This window comes from Mesorhizobium sp. B2-3-2 (genome assembly GCF_006442295.1).
Classification (GTDB): domain Bacteria; phylum Pseudomonadota; class Alphaproteobacteria; order Rhizobiales; family Rhizobiaceae; genus Mesorhizobium.
This window is the reverse complement of sequence record NZ_VFWA01000009.1, coordinates 92284-110041: the sequence shown is the minus strand read 5'-3', so window position 1 is coordinate 110041 and position 17758 is coordinate 92284. Positions and strand designations below refer to the sequence as shown.

Below are 17758 nucleotides of genomic sequence, written 5' to 3'. Positions count from 1 at the left end.
GCCCAGCGTGCGTGGCGTGGTTCGGGCAAGGCACGGGCCAGAGCCGTCGTCGAGTTTTCCTGCCTCACGAAATATCCTCTATAAAATCGTATAGGATATAGGATTGAATTGAGCAAAGCATCGTGTTAGAGGTCGCTCCTGTCAAGAGGCAAAACATGCAGAATCCAGACCTTACCGCCGACAACGACGCCCGGTTGACGGGCCGCATCCAGCGCGCCAACAGCCTGTCGGGCGATGTCTACGAGGCGATCTTCCAGCAGTTGATGTCGCTGAAGATAGCTCCGGGCTCGCGGATCACCGTCGACAACTTGGTCAAGGAGTTCAACGTCTCGCATACGCCCATCCGCGAAGCTCTTGGGCGGCTGGAAGGCGAGGGCCTGGTGGTGAAAACCCATCTGATCGGGTACCGGGCCGCCCCCCAGATCACACGGCGCCGTTTCGACGAGCTCTATGAACTGCGCCTGCTGCTTGAACCCGCAGCCGCCGCCAAGGCAGCCGCTGCGCTGGATGAAGCCCGGCTGATGATTTTGCAGGAGGCGGCTGGCGTGATGGCCAGGCGGGTGGGCAAGGACGAACGCCTGCGTTATTCGAACTTCGCCCGCCAGGATGCCATCTTCCACGACAAGGTCATGGAGTTCGCGCAGAACGAGCTCATCCGCGAGACGCTGAACCACCAGCACACCCACTTCCACATCTTCCGGCTGATGTATCACTCGCGGGTCACCGAGGAGGCACTCGACGAGCACGAGGCCATACTTGCCGCTTTCGCCGCCGGCGATCCCGTTGCCGCCGAAAAGGCGATGCGCGTGCACATAGAGAATTCGCGGGACAGGCTCCTGCCTGCATTCGAGTAGGCCGCGATGTCCGTTGCCAATCGCATCGACGGAAGCGTCACCACCTTGCCGCCGGAGCCCCAACCGGCTGTGGCCCCGGTGCTGCGCGCGGAAGGCCTTTGCAAACAATACGGCCCCGTGACCGTGTTGTCGGACATCACGCTGGATATTTTCCCTGGCGAAATCCATGCCGTCATCGGCGAGAATGGCGCCGGCAAGTCGACGTTCATGCGCTTGCTTTCCGGTTACATCGAACCGACAGCCGGCGGCTTGTCCATGGCCGGTGACCGCGTGAGTTTCAAGACGCCGCACCAGGCGCAGGCGGCCGGCATCGCGCTGGTGCATCAGGAAATCCTCCTGGCCGAAGCGCTTACGGTGACCGACAATCTTTTTCTCGGCCGCGAGCTCTCCAGGCGCGGGATCGTCGATGATGGCGCCATGCGCCGCATCGCGGCCGCGAAACTGGCCGAGATCGGGTGCGAGGTGTCGCCGACCGCGCTCGTCCGCGACATCTCGCTGGCGGATCGCCAGCTGGTGCAGATCGCCCGCGCGTTGCTCGACGACCACCGGGTCGTCATCTTCGACGAGCCGACGGCGGTGCTGACCGGCGAGGAGGTCGAGCGTTTGCTCGCCATCATATTCGGGCTCAGGGCGCGCGGTATCGCCGTTCTCTACATCAGCCATCGACTCGACGAGGTGCAGCGGCTGGCGGACAAGGTCACGGTCCTGCGCGACGGCAAGATGATTGGCACCTATCCCGGCCATGCATTGAGCCAGGCCGACATGGCGCGGCTTATGGTCGGGCGCGAACTCGCCGCGCTCTACCCTCACAAGCGCGAGGTCCGGACGAGCCGGCCCATGCTGACCGTCCGAAACGCGACTGTTCCAGGTTATGCACGGGACGTGTCCTTTACCGTCCACAAAGGCGAGATTCTCGGCTTCGCCGGCATGATCGGGGCGGGGCGAACCGAGTTGTTCGAAGGCATTGTGGGGCTCAGGCCGGCGACGGCGACGATCGAGCTCAACGGGTCGCCGATACAGATACGCTCGCAGCGCGAGGCCATAGAGGCGGGCATCGGCTATCTGACGGAAGATCGCAAGGGCAAGGGCCTGCTTTTGCAGGAGCGGCTGGCGCCGAACCTGACCCTCTCGTCGCTTGGCCTTCTGCATCCGGGACTGCTGGTTCTGCGCGGTCGCGAATCCGAGGCGCTCGCCCGGGCCGTCTCCAGCTACGACATCCGGGTGAAGAGCCCGAACGCCAGGGCGGGACAGCTTTCGGGCGGAAACCAGCAGAAACTTCTGCTGGCCAAGGTGCTTCTGACCAATCCTTCGGTCGTGATCATCGATGAGCCGACGCGCGGGATCGACATCGCCAACAAGGCGCAGATCTACGCCTTCATCCAGGAACTCGTGGGCCAAGGCAAAGCCTGCATCGTCATCTCCTCGGAGATGCAGGAACTTGTCGGCATCTGCGACCGCATCCTGGTCATGCGCGAAGGCAGGATCAGCGGCGAGGTCTCGGGCGATACGATGATCGAAAGCAACATCGCGCTGCTGGCGACCAGCGACAAAGGCCATGGCGCGGCCCAAGGAGGAAGACAGTGACGGCGCTTACCCATTCCATGTCTGCCCGAAGTGGCAGGCAGCACCATTTCTCGTGGACGGATGCCGGCCCTTTCCTTGCACTGTTCGCACTGCTGGTGGCGGGATTCCTCATCAATCCGGATTTTCTTTCCGCGACAAACCTGGGCAACGTGATCACGCGCAGCGCTTATGTCGCCATCATAGCCGTCGGCGCCACATTCGTGATCTCATCGGGCGGGCTCGACCTTTCGGTCGGCTCGATGGTCGCCTTCATCGCCGGCGTCACGATCATGTTCATGAACATGATGGCCCCCAGCCTCGGTCTTTGGGCCATTCCGGCAGGCATGGTGATAGCGGTCGTCGCGGGGCTTCTATGCGGCCTCGCGAACGGTCTCATCGTCACGGTCGGAAGGATCGAGCCGTTCATTGCCACGCTCGGGACGATGGGTATCTTCCGCGCACTGATCACCTACATGACCGATGGCGGCACGATCCCGATCGATCGCTCGCTGCGGGACGCGTACCGGCCGGTCTATTTCGGCACCGTCGCGGGCATTCCGGTGCCGATCCTGCTGTCGGCGCTCGTTGCGGTGGTCGGCGCATTTGTCCTTTACAAGACCAAATATGGCCGCAAATGCGCGGCGGTGGGCGCCAATGAGGACGTCGCCCGCTATTCGGGCATCTCCGTCGTCAAGACGCGCACCATTGCCTATGTGATCCAGGGCGCATGCGTGGCGGTCGCCGCCATCTGTTACGTGCCTCGTCTCGGAGCCGCCACCCCGACCACCGGACAGCTGTGGGAGCTGCAGGTGATAACGGCCGTCGTCATTGGCGGAACGGCGCTGCGCGGCGGCAAGGGCCGCATCTGGGGCACCATCGCCGGTGCGGTGATCCTGGAGCTGATCGCCAACCTGATGGTGCTGTCGGATTTCGTTTCCGAATACCTCGTCGCCGCGGTGCAGGGCGTCATCATCATCATCGCCATGCTCGTGCAAAGGTTTTCGAAATAGCCCGTCGTCGGACCGGACGGGCGCCTGTTGTGTGGTCCATATCTCTGGGAGGTATTTATGTTGAGCAGAAAATGGGTTGCCGTCGCGGCAGCCGGCGCACTGATGGTGGCCGGCCAGGCGCTTGCAGCCGACAAGAAGGTGGTCGCGGTGTCGATCCCGGCGGCGGATCATGGCTGGACGGCCGGCATCGTCTATCACGCGCAGGCCGCCGCAAAGGAAATCAACGCGGCCTTCCCGGATGTGGAAGTGGTCGTGAAGACGTCGCCCTCGGCGGCCGACCAGGTAAGCGCGCTTGAGGATCTGTCGGCCAGCCGCAAGCTGGATGCGCTGGTGATCCTGCCCTACACCTCGGAGGAATTGACCCAGCCGGTGAAGGCCATCAAGGACATGGGCACGTTCATCACCGTCGTCGACAGGGGATTGACCGATCCTTCCGTCCAGGACCTGTATCTTGCCGGCGACAACATCGCGGTTGGCACCAATACGGCAAAATTCATGATCGACAAACTGGACGGCAAAGGTGACGTCGTCGTGCTGCGCGGCATTCCCACTGTCATCGACGACGAGCGCATCAAGGGCTTCGAGGACACCATCAAGGGCACCGGCCTGAAGGTGCTCGACATGCAGTATGCCCACTGGAACAGCGACGAGGCCTTCAAGCTCATGCAGGATTACCTGGCCAAGCACCCGCACATCGATGCGGTCTGGGCCAATGACGACGACATGCTTCTCGGTGTGCTCGAGGCCGTCAAGCAGTCCGGCCGAACCGACATCAAGCTGGCGCTCGGCGGCAACGGCATGAAGGACATCGTGAAGAAGGTGATAGACGGGGATGCGATGACACCGGTCGAAACGCCGTATCCGCCGGCGATGATCAAGACCGCGATCTACATGACCGTGGCCAACTTGATCGGCCAGGCTCCGGTTCGCGGTGCCGTCAAACTTGATGCGCCGCTCATAACCCAGGCCAACGCCAAGGAATATTACTTCCCCGACTCCCCGTTCTGAGGCCGCAATCCGAACGAGGCAAGGCGCGTGACGCGCCTTGCCTGCCAACAACAGAGAGGAAGAGCTATGCCAGGCAAGAAGATACTGATGCTGACCGGTGAGTTCACCGAGGAATACGAGATTTTTGTTTACCAGCAAGCGATGGAAGCCGTCGGTCACACGGTCCACGTCGTCTGCCCCGACAAGAATGCGGGCGACCTGATCAAGACCTCGCTGCACGATTTCGAGGGCGACCAGACCTACACCGAAAAGCTCGGGCACTACGCGCTGATCAACAAGACGTTCTCGGATGCGGAAAAGCAACTCGACCAGTACCACGCGGTCTACTGCGCGGGCGGACGCGGACCGGAATACATCCGCACCGACAAGCGTGTGCAGACGATCGTTCGACACTTTCACGAGACCAAGAAGCCGATCTTCACGATCTGCCATGGCGTGCAGATCCTGATCGCGGTCGACGGTGTCGTGCGCGGCAAGAAGGTCGGTGCGCTGGGCGCTTGCGAGCCGGAAGTCACTCTCGCGGGCGGAACCTATATCGACCTCTCGCCGACGGAAGCCTATGTCGATGGTACGATGGTGTCGGCCAAGGGATGGACGGCGCTGGCCGCCTTCATCCGTGAGTGCCTGAAGGTGCTCGGCACGGAAATCCGCCACAACTGAGCCACGAACCAAGGCGGAGGCCGGCGCGCTGGCGTGTCGGTCTCCACCAGTCATGCCGCGTGCTTCGCCGATGCGGACGATGATATCGACCGTCGTCGCCGGGCGCGCCAGATGCGGCGGACAGGCCAAAACACGCTATAGCGCTTTGAGCGCCCGCTCATGTATGCTTGCGATCAGACTTTCTGATATATAGCGCATATGAGCAGTTTGCATGAGACGCAGTTTCCTGAACGTGACGCCGGATAACGGTGTCCCGGTCCTCAAAGGACTGGCATCCCCGGTCCGCATGCGCATTCTCCAGCTTCTCCACAAGTCGGGAAAGTTGAATGTGAACGAGATCAGCAAGGAGCTCGGACTCCCTCAATCCACCGTCGCCACGAATATTCAGATGCTGGAAGAGGCCGGCCTGGTCGATACCTACCCGATCAAGGCCAAGAAAGGTCACCAGAAGATCTGCGCACCCAAATACGACGAGATCATCCTCCGCTTCGATTCAGGAGAAGAGCGCCGCAAGGACAATCAGATCGAGGTTGCGATGCCCCTCGGACTGTTCACGGGCTGCGAGGTCAACGCTCCGTGTGGTCTTTGTTCGACCGAAGGAGTGATCGGTCTGCTCGATGTACCGGACTTCTTCCTCGATCCAGGACGCGTCCAGGCTGCCCTTGTCTGGTTTGGGCGTGGTTTTGTCGAATACAAGTTTCCCAACAACGCCAAACTTGTGAACTCACGTGTCGAGGCCTTGGAATTCTCGATGGAGCTCTCATCCGAGGTGCCGGGGACCAATCTCGATTGGCCCTCCGACATCACGCTCTGGGTGAACGACCACCGCATCGGCACATGGACTTCGCCCGGCGATTTCGGTGACAAGCGCGGCGTCTATACGCCGAACTGGTGGAAGCTCGAAGGCTCGCAATACGGCAAGCTCAAGACCTGGCGTATCAACAAATCCGGCTCCTTCATTGACGGCATCTCGATCTCCGGCGTGACCGTAGCCGATATCGGCCTTGCGGAGCATCACTCAATAAGGATGAGGATCGGCATCGACGACAATGCCCGACATCCCGGCGGCGTGAACATCTTTGGCCGTGGCTTCGGCAATTACGACCAGGACATCGTCATGCGCCTTCACCTTGCCCGGTAAGGCTCGTCTTCCCGACCTATTCCGTCATTTCGATGTGTCGAACCGCACGACGGTCCAGGACGCCGGCTCAAGCTTGATGCTAATTCGATCTTTCGTCGCTTCGATGGAACTGAATTCAGTCGGTTTGACCTCGTCCGACCTCTCCTTCGTGTTGAGGGCGAGGAGATCGTTGTGTCGCAGTTCATGGGCCAGGCGCTTCGTCAACGTGCCGAAGCCGGTTGCCTCGATGCTCACGTCGATGCCATCGGAAAGGTTGCGGTTAAGCATGAACAGCGTCACCGTGCGGTCAGCCTCGGAGTGAACCACGGAAAGCTTGAGAAACGGCACGGCTTCGATCTTGTCGTAAAGCTCTTCGGTCCGCGTCGGGTCGTAGTAGCGAGCGGAATAGGTCGGCACATCCACATATGTGCGCAGCACGCGTCCGCGGCCCAGATTGCTGAAGTCGGCAAAGGGCCAGAAGATCGTCTGGCGCCAAGCTGGTCCGCCCGTTTCGGTCATGATAGGGGCGATAGCGTTGACGAGTTGGGCCAGACATCCAGCCTTGACCCTGTCGGCATGATTGAGCAGTGAGATGCAGGCGCCTCCGAAGGCCAGTGCGTCCTGCATGTTGTATTTCTCCTCGAGGATGGCCGGCGCGACCGGCCATCCGGTCTGAATGCGGTTGTCGTCGCCGCGCCGCGTCCGATACCAGACGTTCCATTCGTCAAAGCTCAGCATGATGCGCTTCGATGACCTGCGCCGTGCCGCCACGGAATCGGCGATAGCGACGACCTCCTCGATGAAACTGTCCATCAGGTCGGGGCTGGCGAGGAAGGAGGGCGTGTCGTCGGCATAGTTGTTGAGATAGGTGTGGAGCGAGATGTACTCGACATGATCGAGCGTGTGTTCCAGAACGACCCTTTCCCATTCCCCGTAGGTCGACATCTTACGTCCCGACGAACCGCAGGCGGCAAGTTCGATCGACGGGTCCGTCAGCTTCATCATCTTCGCCGCTTCGGCTGCAATCCGCCCATATTCCTGGGCGGTCTTGGCGCCCATTTGCCAGGTACCGTCCATTTCGTTGCCGAGGCACCAGAATTTAACGTCATGCGGCTTGTCCCAGCCGTGCGACCGGCGAAGGTCGGAAAGCGTGGTGCCGGAGGGGTGATTGCAGTATTCGAGATAGTGCCTTGCCTCGTCCGGCCCGCGCGTGCCGAGATTCACGGCCAGCATCGGTTCGATGTCGGCAAGCCGGCACCAGTCGATGAATTCATTGGTCCCGAACTGGTTGGTCTCGATCGATTTCCAGGCGAGATCCATTCTGCGAGGGCGCTTTTCGACAGGGCCGACGCCATCTTCCCAATCGTATCCCGAGACAAAATTGCCGCCGGGATAGCGCATGATTGTGGGTGCCAGTTCCTTCACCAGCTCGAGGACGTCGCGGCGGAAGCCGTTCTTGTCCGCCGTGGGATGGCCGGGCTCGAAGATGCCGCCATAGACGCATCGCCCGAGATGCTCGACAAAAGCGCCGAACAGACGTTTGTCCGTCTCGCCGATGATGAAGTCTCTGTCGAAGCGCACTTGTGCCTTTTGCATGGTCCTACCGCTCTGTTTCCTGGTGGATGAATGCGTACGAAATTCACTCGATCCGGACAGCGCCTGCCTCCGGTTTGGGATTGCCGGCATCGGCGCGTACCTGCTGCGCGGCCACGCCGGAACCGGTAAGCACGCCCGTTCCCGAGGGATCCGGCGACAGAAGGGAGTCCTTGAGAAGCTGCGAATATGGGTGCTGCGGATGGTCGAGGATCTCCTTTGCAGGGCCGCTCTCGACAATCTCGCCCTTGCGCATGATGATGATCCGGTCGCTGATTTGATAGGCGGTGGCCAGATCGTGCGTGATGTAGATGATCGACACGCCGAGATCGTCGCGCAGTGTCCTGAACAGGTTGACGATCGACATGCGCAGCGACGCATCGACCATCGACACGGGTTCGTCTGCGACGATCAGCGAGGGCTCGGAAACGAGCGCGCGGGCGATCGCGACGCGCTGAAGTTGTCCCCCGGACAATTCGTGCGGGAAGCGCCCGCGGATTTCCGCCAGGGAGAGCCCAACTTTTTCTAGGGCGGTGTTGGCGGACTCCTCACGCCGGGCACGTGACCTGGCCCCCATGAAGTTCTTTGCCGATATCAGCAGATATCGATCCACGCGCTTCAACGGATTGAACGCTTCGAACGGATTCTGGAAGATGGGCTGGACCTGCTTCATGAAGGCAAGTCGCGCCGAACGCCTTCGTAGCGCCGTTAGATCCCTGTCCTTGAATCGTATGCTGCCGGCCGTCGGCGTAATCATGTTCAGGATCATGCGGGCGAGGGTCGTCTTGCCGCTTCCCGACTCGCCGATGATGGCGAACACCTCTGGTCGCCCGGCTGGCAGCGTGAAACTCACGTCGCTTACGGCGTCGAAGCTCTGCCTCCCAAGGATGCCACCGCGAGCGTAGGACTTGGTGAGGTGGCTGACCTCGAGAAGGCTGGTCCCGGTCATGCGCCTTCCTCTGCGATCTCTTCGGCAGTCTCCGTGTCGGCCGTATCCGGGCGAACCTCGGTGCTGGCTGCAAAGCAGGCAACGCGGTGGTCCGGCGCGAGCCGGGTCAGGGCGGGAACCTCGCGCCGGCATATGTCCATCGCCAAGGGGCAACGGGGATGAAACCGGCATCCGGCCGGCGGCTCGGCCAGGTTGGGAGGCGCTCCTGGCAGCGCCGGCCGCGCGGTGGCGTCGCCGATCCTGGGAAGGCTTGCCACCAGATGTGCGGTATAGGGGTGCAGCGGATTGGCAAAGACGGCCGCCGTCGGGCCCTCCTCGACGAGGCGCCCGGCATACATGATGCCAAGCCGATCGGCGATGTTGGCATGCACGGTCAAATCGTGCGTCACGAAGATCATCGAAGATCCGAACTGACGCTGCGTTTCCCGGATCATGGTCAGGACGTCCTTCTGGACGACGACATCGAGTGCGGTGGTGGGCTCGTCGGCGATGATGAAATCGGGCCGACAGACCGTCGCCAGTGCAATGCAGACGCGCTGGCGCATGCCGCCCGAAAGTTCATGCGGATAGGCCTGGAGGATATCGGGGGATAGGCGGAGGCGTGCAAGATGGGTTTTCACCGCCTCCAGGAATGCATCTTTTTGCAGGCCCATATGCCGGAAGGCAAAGTCCTCGAAGGTCCGCCGGACCCGGCGAACAGGATTGAGGACGCTCATCGAGCCCTGCATGATGTATGACAGATGCCGCCAGCGAATGGCGTCGCGTTGCTCGGGCGCCAGCGCATAGATGTCGCGGTCGAGAAAGCTGTAGCGGATGGAGCCGCCGATCACGTTGAGAGGCGGCTGGATCGCGGCGGCGATGGTCTTGATGAACGTCGTCTTGCCGCAACTGGACTCGCCCGCCAGCCCATAGATCTCGTTGCGGCGGACATGCATGGTGATCGAATCGACGGCGCGGACTTCGCGGTCGATACCGAAATAGCTCATTTGGTAATAGGCCCGCAGGTTCTTGGTGCGCAGCACCGCGTCCCTGGCGTCGCCATCCGCGAGACCCCGGTCCGACATCAGCCGTTCCCCATCCGGCTCAGCCGGCTGCGTGGGTCGATATACTCGTTCATCGAGATCGACAGCAGGAACAGGCCGATGAATGTCAGGGTGATGAAGAAGGTCGGGAACAGGTACCACCACCATGTGCCCGAAACCATGGCGCTATGCTGGTTGGCCCAGAAGATCATGCTGCCGATGGTAGGGGTGTCCACGTCGGTGAAGCCGAGCACGGCCAGCGTGACCTCGAGGCCGATGGACCAGTTCATGTTGTTCATGAAAGTCGAGAATACGATCGGCAGCACATAGGGCAGATGTTCTTCGGCGACGATGCGCGGCGTCGACATGCCCGAGAAGACGGCGGCATTGGTGAACTCGCGGGTTTTCAGGCTGATCATCACGGAGCGTATCAGCCGGGCGTCATAGGCCCAGCCGAGGCAAGACATCACCAGCGCCAGCATGATCCATGTCATTTCGTCACGCAGGACGAAGTAGAGCAGGACAAGAAGCGGAAAGAGCGGGATGACGATAAAGGTATCGTTGATCGACATGAGCACGCGATCGACCATGCCGCCGAGATAGCCCGAAAGGAGGCCGACGATGAGAGAAAGCACGCGGCTGATGAAAGCCACCACAAAGCCAAAGGCCAGCGTGTTGCGGAGGGCGAAAGTGAGCTGCCAGAAGACATCCTGGCCGCGCGAATTTGTGCCGAACCAATAGGGTTCCGATGGTGGCACATCCATTGGGACGAGGTAGGAATCGATTGGTGAGTAGGGCGAGAAAAAAGACGCGAGAGACATCGCCACCACCGCCAGCATGATGATGGCGCCGATCGCGAACTCGCCATTGTAGCGGAACAGATCCCTTACGGTCTGGATCATGCCTTCACCTGCACGCGCGGATCGATCAGCGGGTAAATGATGTCGATCAGGAAAACGGCGGCCGACACCGAGATAATCGAAATCGAGGCGATGCCGAGGACAAGTGAGTAGTCGGCCGCGTGAACGGCATCGACCAGCAGCCGCCCGATACCGGGGTAGCCGAACACCTGCTCAGTGATGATGGCGCCGTTGAAGATCGATCCGATAGAGATCGCCAAACCAGTGATCTGGGGCATGAAGGCGTTGCGCATCACGTAGGAAGCGAGGATGCGGCCTCGCGGCACGCCCGCCAGTTCCGCATAGACGACGTAGTCGTCCGTGACGATGTTGGAAACGAGTGCGCGCATGCCCATGAACCAGCCGCCGATGCCGACGAGGATCAGTGAGAGTGCTGGGAGAATTGAGTGCATGAAGACGCTGCCGATGAAGCGGGGCGTGAAGCCGGGCGTGAGATTCATCTCATATCCGCCGCCACTGGGCAGGATCGGCAAGAGGAAGGTGAAGACAATGAGCAGGACGAAGGCAACGATGTAATAGGGTACCGGGTGCATCCCCATCGCGATCACCCCGATCGCCTTGAGCAGCCGGTTCTTCCGGTAATAGCCGGCGAGGCCGCCCAGCAGGTTGCCGAGGAACCAGCTCAACAGAGTCGAGATCGCGAGCAGGCCGATCGTCCACGGAAGCGCGCGCCCGATCAGCACGCCGACAGGAGTGGGAAAGGCCGAAAGGGACGGTCCGAAATCCAGTACCGCAACTCGTTTCAGGAAGTTGAGATATTGCAGCCCGAGATCGTCGCCCACGCCGTACATCTCGCGCAGGGAGGTGCGCAGGAGTTCGATCGATTCAGGACTGGAGAAGCCGAACGAACTAACCTGCGCCACCGCATGCTCGACCGGGTCGACTGGGGTCAGATGCGTGATGAAGAAAGTGATCGTGATGCCGATGTAGACAACCAGGATGAATTGCCCGAGACGCTTGAGAACATGGATGGCGTAGGCTTGCATCGGTCGCTCTGGTCGGTTTGGCGGCTTGCCCTGCGGTGGGGGGCGCACCATGCGTGCGCCTCCGCCCGCCCTGAGGATGATGGGTCTGCTGCTAGCCTGCCTTGGTGGATTTGAGCTTCACCATCATGTACTTGGTATTGGCCCAGTTCGGCACCGGGTCGGTGTAGGGCGCGTTCTCTGCGTTGGGGAAACCGGTCCAGTAGGTCGTGTCCATCACGGTGAACACATTGTAGGACATCAGAGGTATCGTGGGCATCTCTTCGGTCGCGAGCTTCAGATATTCAAGACCGAGCTCCACGCCCCGGGGGGCATCGAAGTCGATCGTCCTGATCTCCTCGATGATCTTGTCGAGACGCGGCTCCTTCCACCGTTGCCAGTTGCGCGGCGGCTGCACCTTGCCGGGCTCTGCCACGAACTGCGAGTGCCAGCTGTCGAGGAAGAAGGAGAGATCGGGGTGGCCGCCCCAGGTCTCCACGCTCCACCCGATGAAGGTTTCGAAGTCGCCGACGCCGCGACGGTCGATCAAAGTGCCTTGCGCGACGTCGATCTGGGCGTCGATGCCGAACTGCCGCCACAACTGCACGATCAGCGAGCCCGCCCGCGTCATGACCGGGCGAAGGTCGCCCTCGACCATGACTTTGACCGAGAAGCGCTTGCCGTCGGGTTGGTACCATTCGTCGCCTTTTTTGGTGAAGCCTGCCTTCTCCAGCAGCTCGGCGGCAGCCTGCTGGTCGCGCTTCCACCAGCCGCGCCCGATGGCGGTCGCGATGTCTTCAGGTTTCGATGGCACCTTGTCTCCCATCGAGGGCCGCAGCATCTCCGCGATCTGCTGGCCCATTGTCGGGTCGTAAGGCTTGATCTTTCGCTTGCCGGTATCGACCTCGAAGCTGGTCAGCCATTCTTCCATGGGCTCGAAATAGTATTTTGGATAAAGTCCCGTCGGTGGAACACCGATCGCCGAGATCGTTGCCGCGCCACGATACGAGGCCATGTCGAGGGCCTTGATGTCGATCAGCAAGGCCAACGCCCAGCGCACGTCCTTGTTCTGGAACTTCTCGATCTGGTGATTGAAAATGACGGCCGGCAGTGTCGGGTCCGGATGAGCGTAAGGGAAGCCCTTGAACCAGCTGGTCGAGGACGGGGATTCCTTGGCCAGCGTGAACATGCCTTCCGGCGAAGTGTCGTGGATGACATCCAACTGATGGTTGCGCTGCTCGATCACCCGCTTTTCCGGTGGCCCCGGATCGATATAGGCCAGATATGTCGGGCCGGGTTCGCCGAAACGGGCGACGCTGGTGCGTTTCCAGTCATCGCGCTTTTGCCAGATGAACCATTTGCCGCCCTGGTCGTAGTTCCTCAGCTTGTAGGCGCCGAGCGACACTGGTGGGTTGAAGTCGAATTTGAGCACGTCGCCGGCCTTTTCGAAGACGTGCTTCGGCATCATCCACATCGCGTTCCAGCGGACCGTAAACAGCGCATGGAAGCGTGAGTTCGGCTTTTTCAGTTTGAAGAGAATCTCGGTCGGACTTTTCTTCTCGACTGAGGCGACATTGATCTGGATGGGCGCGCTCCACCGTAGACCCCTGGTCCTCATGTGGGTTTCCACCGTGTAGATCACGTCGTCGGCTGTGAATTCGACGCCGTCGCTCCAGAAGATGCCGGACCGCAGCTTCACGGTCATTTCAGTGAAATCCGAATTGTACCGGGGCTTGTCCGAAGCAAGGGAGTTGTCCCAGACACCGTCGATCCCATGGTCGGCATCGATATACCAGAACGTATCCATCGCCTGCTGGTGCAGACCCGTCGACTGACCGCCGGCGTTGATGGCCCAGATGTTGAACCATCCCGCGTTCTTGATCGTGCCTTCCGGGTTTTCGAGTATCAGAAGCTGGTCGCGTGGAATGTCCGAAGTCGGTATTTGCGCCTGCGCGTAGGCTTTCCTGCTGGCGAGGGCCGTCCCTGCGAGCAGAATGAAAGTTCTCCTCGATAACATGCCGTATCCTCCCGTTGCGGCTGCTCTCAAGGGCATGCCGCTAGGTCAGGCATCTTCGATTAGACCATAGGTCATGTCAACGCATTATCTGGACTGTATCAGAAGTCCTGATATTGAGGAGAGGCGGGGCTGCGGGCAGGACGGAGATCATCATGTCTGTCGTGCCGGCGGCGAATAATTGACGGTTGAGCCGCATCACCCGCGGCAGGGTGATCGGCTTTCGCCATGCCAGGAGGCATTGTCGAATTCACGCGACGGACAGTGTGGGCTCAGCGGCCGACAGGATCGCCGAACAGGTCCCGCTTTTTCCTTACGCAATCGCGAGCGGAAAACGTTACGCACCTTTCCTGGAATTGCTTTAACGCGCGGCGGCAATCCAGTCGGCAAGGCTGCGGGCGAAGCTTCGCGGCACGATCAGGTCGCAGCTGCTCTCGCCGGTTCGCAGATAGAGCGCCGGCACATGATGGACGGACGTCTGTACGGCACGGCCGGCGGCCGAAGCGGCGGACGACCAGTCGACCGGCATGCAGGCAGAGAGAATGTCCCGAAGACGCGCACCCTCCATCCTGAACCGCAGCCGGCCTTCGCCGAGCGGAACCGAGCAGCCCAATTCCGGATCGATTGCAATGGCGGGCGGTTCCGCACCGCTCTCGACGATCAGCCAAAGACGGCGGGGGGCGATCCTGACGATGAGAGCGCCGGCATGCCGAACCGTCTCGCCGACGCTGGCAGGAAGCGTCGCGCCCAAGGCCTGCGAGACGCTCGCTTCGAATCTCGCCAGCGTTCCTTCCCAGCTCTCGATTTGCACGATCGGACAATCCGACGAGTACAGATTGAAGTCCTTCGAAAGCACAGGTTCAACCATGCATGCGCTCTCCCTTGGGATCGAGGAAGACGGAGGGCACGATGCGGGCGCGAACGGTCTCTGTCCGCATCGGATAGGCCGCGATGACTTCGTCCCCTTCGGCCGCGGCATTGCCCGCGAACAGCGCCAGTCCGACATAGTGGCCGAGTTCCGGGCTGAAGGTGACCGAGGTGATCCGGCCGCGCCCGTGGCCGGTGACCGCATCGCCAGGCAGGAACAATATGGCGCCTCCGCGCAGGCGCTTGCCGTCCTCGATGCATTCCAGCCCGATGAGGCGCTGGCGGTCGGGCGCCTGAAACGCCGGGCGGCGACGCAGGACGTCGCCGACGAATCCGCCGCGTTTGCCGACCATGCGGCCGAGGCCGAGATCGTCGAGCGTGGTGCGGCCATCGATCTCGGGCCCGGCAACGTGGCCTTTTTCGATGCGCAGCGCACCAAGCGCCTCGACGCCATAGGGCTTGAGGCCGAACGGCGCGCCTGCTTCGATGAGACGGCTCCAGGCCTGCTCGCCGGCGCTGGCGCCGACATAGATTTCGTAGGCGCGCTCGCCGGAATAGCTGAGGCGGATGATGCGCAGGGCCCGTCCCTCGAACCCGGCTTCGATGACGCCCATATGCGGCAGCGTCTCGTTGGAGACATCGAGCGCGGGAAAGGCGGCGGCGAGGACATCGCGGCTTCCTGGCCCGGCGACCGACATCGCCGCCCACTCGTCGCTTACCGATGAGACCGCGACACGCAAATCTGGCCAGGCGGTGTCGAGCAGGAATTCCAGCCGTGACAGGACATCGGCGGCCCTTGCGGTAGAGGTGGTCATGAAGAAGCGATTTTGCGACAAGCGCGTGGTGGTGCCGTCGTCGAAGACGATGCCGTCGTCGCGCAGCATGACGCCGTAGCGCGCGCGGCCAACGGGAAGCTTGGCGAAACCGTTGGCGTAGACGCGGTCGAGGAAGATGGCCGCGTCCGGTCCCTGCACGTCGATCTTGCCGAGGGTGGAAATGTCCATCAGCCCGGCGCCGCCTCGCACCATGCGCATCTCCGCGACATAGGCTTCATTCACATCGCATCCGGCGCCGCGGTAGAAATAGGGCCGCATCCAGAGGCCGACCTCGAGCATCTCGGCATCGTTTGCCAGGTGCCAGTCGTGCATCGGCGTGCGGCGGACCGGCTTGAAATGACGACCGACGGCACGGCCGGCCAGCGCGCCGATCGCGACCGCCGCATAGGGCGGGCGAAAGGTCGTGGTTCCGGTTTGCGGGATCGTCGCCCGGCGCAACGCCGCCATGGCCGAAAGCGCGGCGAAATTGCTGGTCTTGCCCTGGTCGGTTCCCATGCCGAGCGTGGTGTAGCGCTTCAGGTGTTCGACCGATTCGTAGCCCTCGCGATGGGCGAGCTCGATGTCCTTCGTGGTCACATCCATCTGGAGATCGACGAAGGCCTTGCCGCGCCCCGCGAAAGAGATCGCACGAAAGGGAGCGGCCGGGGCCTCTTCGAGATCGAGTTCATACGGCGCCGGCGACGCCGTTGACTTTCCGCAGAAGCATGCCGCTTCGACGCCGGCGCGGTGGCCGTCCTCGATTGCGCCGGCGATCGAGAAGCGCCCCATCATCGCGCCGGCGCCGAACTGGCCTGCCGGAAAGCCGCCCGGAACGAAGCCGTCGATGTCGTCGCGATAGACGGGCCTGACGCCAAGATGCGAGGTGAGATGCACGGTCGGCGACCAGCCGCCGGAGACGCAGACGAAATCGCAGGCGATTTCCGATTTGCCGTTCGGCCCGGCAAGCTGTGCTGCCTTCACCGCATGGCTGCCGCGCAGGTCGGCGATCCGGGTTCCGGAGCGGATCTCTACGTTCAGGCGTCCGGCTTCCGCCGCCAGACCGGCGGGCGGAGCGCCGCGCTGGTCCGCGATCGTCACTTGCGCGCCGGCGGCGGCGAGGTCGAAAGCAGCGCGATAGGCGCCGTCATTCATCGTTGCAACGAGGATGTTTTTCCCCGGCAGCACGGCAAAGCGGTTGAGATAGGTCCGGGTGGCGGACGCCAGCATGACGCCCGGCCGATCGTTGTTGGAGAACACCAGCGGCCGCTCGATGGCTCCGGCTGCAAAGACGATCGAGCGGGCGCGCAGCATGGTGAAGACCTGCCGAGCAGCGTCTTGCGCGACTTGGCCGTCATGCCTCTCGATCAGCCCCAGCGTGTTGCCGTCATAGGTGCCGAACGCCGTCGTCTTGCGCATCACGGTGACGTTGGGCTGGCCTGCAAGTTCCGTCTCGATCTTTGTCAGCCAAGCTGCCGCCTCACCATCGGGGCGCTCGGCAAGAAGCTGGCCACCGAGCAGAAAATCCCGCTCGACGAGGACGACCCTGGCGCCGCTGGCTGCCGCGGCGCGCGCCGCCGACAGGCCGGCAGGGCCGCCGCCGACGACTGCAATATCGGCAAATGCATGCCGGGTCTCGTAACGGTCGGGATCGGGTTCGGTGCCGGCCCGGCCCAATCCCGCGGCTTTGCGGATGAAATGCTCGTAAAACATCCAGGCGCGGCGGGTCGGACCCATGAAGGTCTTGTAGTAGAAGCCGGCGGAAAGGAGGGGCGCAAACAGGCCGTTGACGCTCTGCATGTCGAAGGCAAGCGACGGCCAGCGGTTCTGGCTTTCGGCAGCCATACCTTCAGCCAGTTCCAGTGTCGTGGCGGGCAAGTTCGGTTCGCGCCGTCCGCCGCTTCCGAGCGTGACTAGCGCGTTGGGTTCTTCCGGGCCGGCCGAGAAGATGCCGCGCGGGCGATGGTATTTGAAGCTGCGGCCTGTCAGCATGACCCGATTGGCAAGCAGCGCGGAAGCAAGCGTATCACCTCGATAGCCGCCCAGCTCGCGGCCGTCGAATGTGAAGCGGAGCGGCTGCGTGAGGTCGATGCGGCCGCCGGCGGCCAGACGATTTCCAATCATTTTCATGCTGGCATTTTCCTGGCGAAGCCGACCGATGCGATAGCGTGGTTTCTCGTGTCGCGCTCGATGACCAGCCATTGCCGGCAGCCGGTCACATGCTGCCAGAATTCCCGGTGCAGCCCCGCCGCGTTCTTGCGCACATAGACATAGCGGTACCACGCCTCCGGATCGGGATCGTCATGCGCCGGACGCACCGCGGAAGCGTCGCCGCCATAGCGGAACTCGTCATGGTCGCGCGGGCCGCAGCATGGGCAGTCGATACGAAGCATTTCTCTCGCTC

Annotated in this window: 15 protein-coding genes; 6 read left to right on the top strand and 9 right to left on the bottom strand. The window is 62.0% G+C overall.

Annotated elements, in window-relative coordinates; all coding sequences use genetic code 11:
- Nucleotides 1-155 precede the first annotated feature (155 nt).
- From FJ964_RS20555 to FJ964_RS20530, 6 genes are all read left to right on the top strand, one after another.
- A complete protein-coding gene (locus FJ964_RS20555) occupies nucleotides 156-854 on the top strand; it encodes a GntR family transcriptional regulator (protein ID WP_140552085.1) in 699 nt (232 codons plus the stop codon).
- 6 nt (nucleotides 855-860) lie between these two features.
- Nucleotides 861-2438 carry a sugar ABC transporter ATP-binding protein gene (locus tag FJ964_RS20550; RefSeq protein ID WP_140552084.1) on the top strand — a complete coding sequence of 526 codons (1578 nt, stop codon included), beginning with the start codon at nucleotides 861-863 and terminating at the stop codon, nucleotides 2436-2438.
- Nucleotides 2439-2455: 17 nt separating this feature from the next.
- On the top strand, nucleotides 2456-3427 hold the full coding sequence (locus FJ964_RS20545) for an ABC transporter permease (protein WP_140552180.1): 972 nt from the start codon (nucleotides 2456-2458) through the stop codon (nucleotides 3425-3427).
- Between the two features lie 57 nt (nucleotides 3428-3484).
- Nucleotides 3485-4435, top strand: a complete 951-nt coding sequence (locus FJ964_RS20540; RefSeq protein WP_140552083.1) for a substrate-binding domain-containing protein — start codon at nucleotides 3485-3487, stop codon at nucleotides 4433-4435.
- A 66-nt stretch (nucleotides 4436-4501) separates the two neighbouring features.
- Nucleotides 4502-5095: a DJ-1/PfpI family protein gene (locus FJ964_RS20535; RefSeq protein WP_140499290.1), complete on the top strand. Its 594-nt coding sequence runs from the start codon at nucleotides 4502-4504 to the stop codon at nucleotides 5093-5095.
- A gap of 211 nt (nucleotides 5096-5306) precedes the next feature.
- Nucleotides 5307-6236, top strand: coding sequence for a helix-turn-helix domain-containing protein (locus FJ964_RS20530; RefSeq protein ID WP_140552082.1), 930 nt, complete (start codon nucleotides 5307-5309; stop codon nucleotides 6234-6236).
- A gap of 24 nt (nucleotides 6237-6260) precedes the next feature.
- Here FJ964_RS20530 and FJ964_RS20525 read toward each other — a convergent pair whose 3' ends face one another.
- The 9 genes from FJ964_RS20525 to FJ964_RS20485 all read right to left on the bottom strand — a co-directional run bounded on the left by FJ964_RS20525 (nucleotide 6261) and on the right by FJ964_RS20485 (nucleotide 17747).
- Nucleotides 6261-7811, bottom strand: a complete 1551-nt coding sequence (locus FJ964_RS20525) for an alpha-N-arabinofuranosidase (protein WP_140552081.1) — start codon at nucleotides 7809-7811, stop codon at nucleotides 6261-6263.
- A 43-nt stretch (nucleotides 7812-7854) separates the two neighbouring features.
- Nucleotides 7855-8757, bottom strand: coding sequence for an ATP-binding cassette domain-containing protein (locus tag FJ964_RS20520; RefSeq protein WP_140552080.1), 903 nt, complete (start codon nucleotides 8755-8757; stop codon nucleotides 7855-7857).
- Nucleotides 8754-9821 (bottom strand): ABC transporter ATP-binding protein, encoded by a 1068-nt coding sequence (locus tag FJ964_RS20515; protein WP_140552079.1) that lies wholly within the window; start codon nucleotides 9819-9821, stop codon nucleotides 8754-8756. The genes FJ964_RS20520 and FJ964_RS20515 overlap by 4 nt, the downstream gene beginning before the upstream one ends.
- The gene (locus tag FJ964_RS20510) at nucleotides 9821-10681 is read right to left on the bottom strand and encodes an ABC transporter permease (protein WP_140552078.1); all 861 of its coding nucleotides are present in this window, start codon (nucleotides 10679-10681) and stop codon (nucleotides 9821-9823) included. The genes FJ964_RS20515 and FJ964_RS20510 overlap by 1 nt, the downstream gene beginning before the upstream one ends.
- Nucleotides 10678-11685, bottom strand: coding sequence for an ABC transporter permease (locus tag FJ964_RS20505; RefSeq protein WP_140552077.1), 1008 nt, complete (start codon nucleotides 11683-11685; stop codon nucleotides 10678-10680). The genes FJ964_RS20510 and FJ964_RS20505 overlap by 4 nt, the downstream gene beginning before the upstream one ends.
- Before the next feature lie 91 nt (nucleotides 11686-11776).
- Nucleotides 11777-13678, bottom strand: a complete 1902-nt coding sequence (locus tag FJ964_RS20500) for an ABC transporter substrate-binding protein (RefSeq protein WP_140552076.1) — start codon at nucleotides 13676-13678, stop codon at nucleotides 11777-11779.
- Nucleotides 13679-14036: 358 nt separating this feature from the next.
- Nucleotides 14037-14543, bottom strand: coding sequence for a sarcosine oxidase subunit gamma family protein (locus FJ964_RS20495; protein WP_224713305.1), 507 nt, complete (start codon nucleotides 14541-14543; stop codon nucleotides 14037-14039).
- On the bottom strand, nucleotides 14536-17484 hold the full coding sequence (locus FJ964_RS20490) for a sarcosine oxidase subunit alpha family protein (RefSeq protein WP_224713306.1): 2949 nt from the start codon (nucleotides 17482-17484) through the stop codon (nucleotides 14536-14538). Before FJ964_RS20490 ends, FJ964_RS20495 begins: the two co-directional genes overlap by 8 nt.
- Nucleotides 17481-17747: a sarcosine oxidase subunit delta gene (locus FJ964_RS20485; RefSeq protein ID WP_140552075.1), complete on the bottom strand. Its 267-nt coding sequence runs from the start codon at nucleotides 17745-17747 to the stop codon at nucleotides 17481-17483. The genes FJ964_RS20490 and FJ964_RS20485 overlap by 4 nt, the downstream gene beginning before the upstream one ends.
- Nucleotides 17748-17758 lie beyond the last annotated feature (11 nt).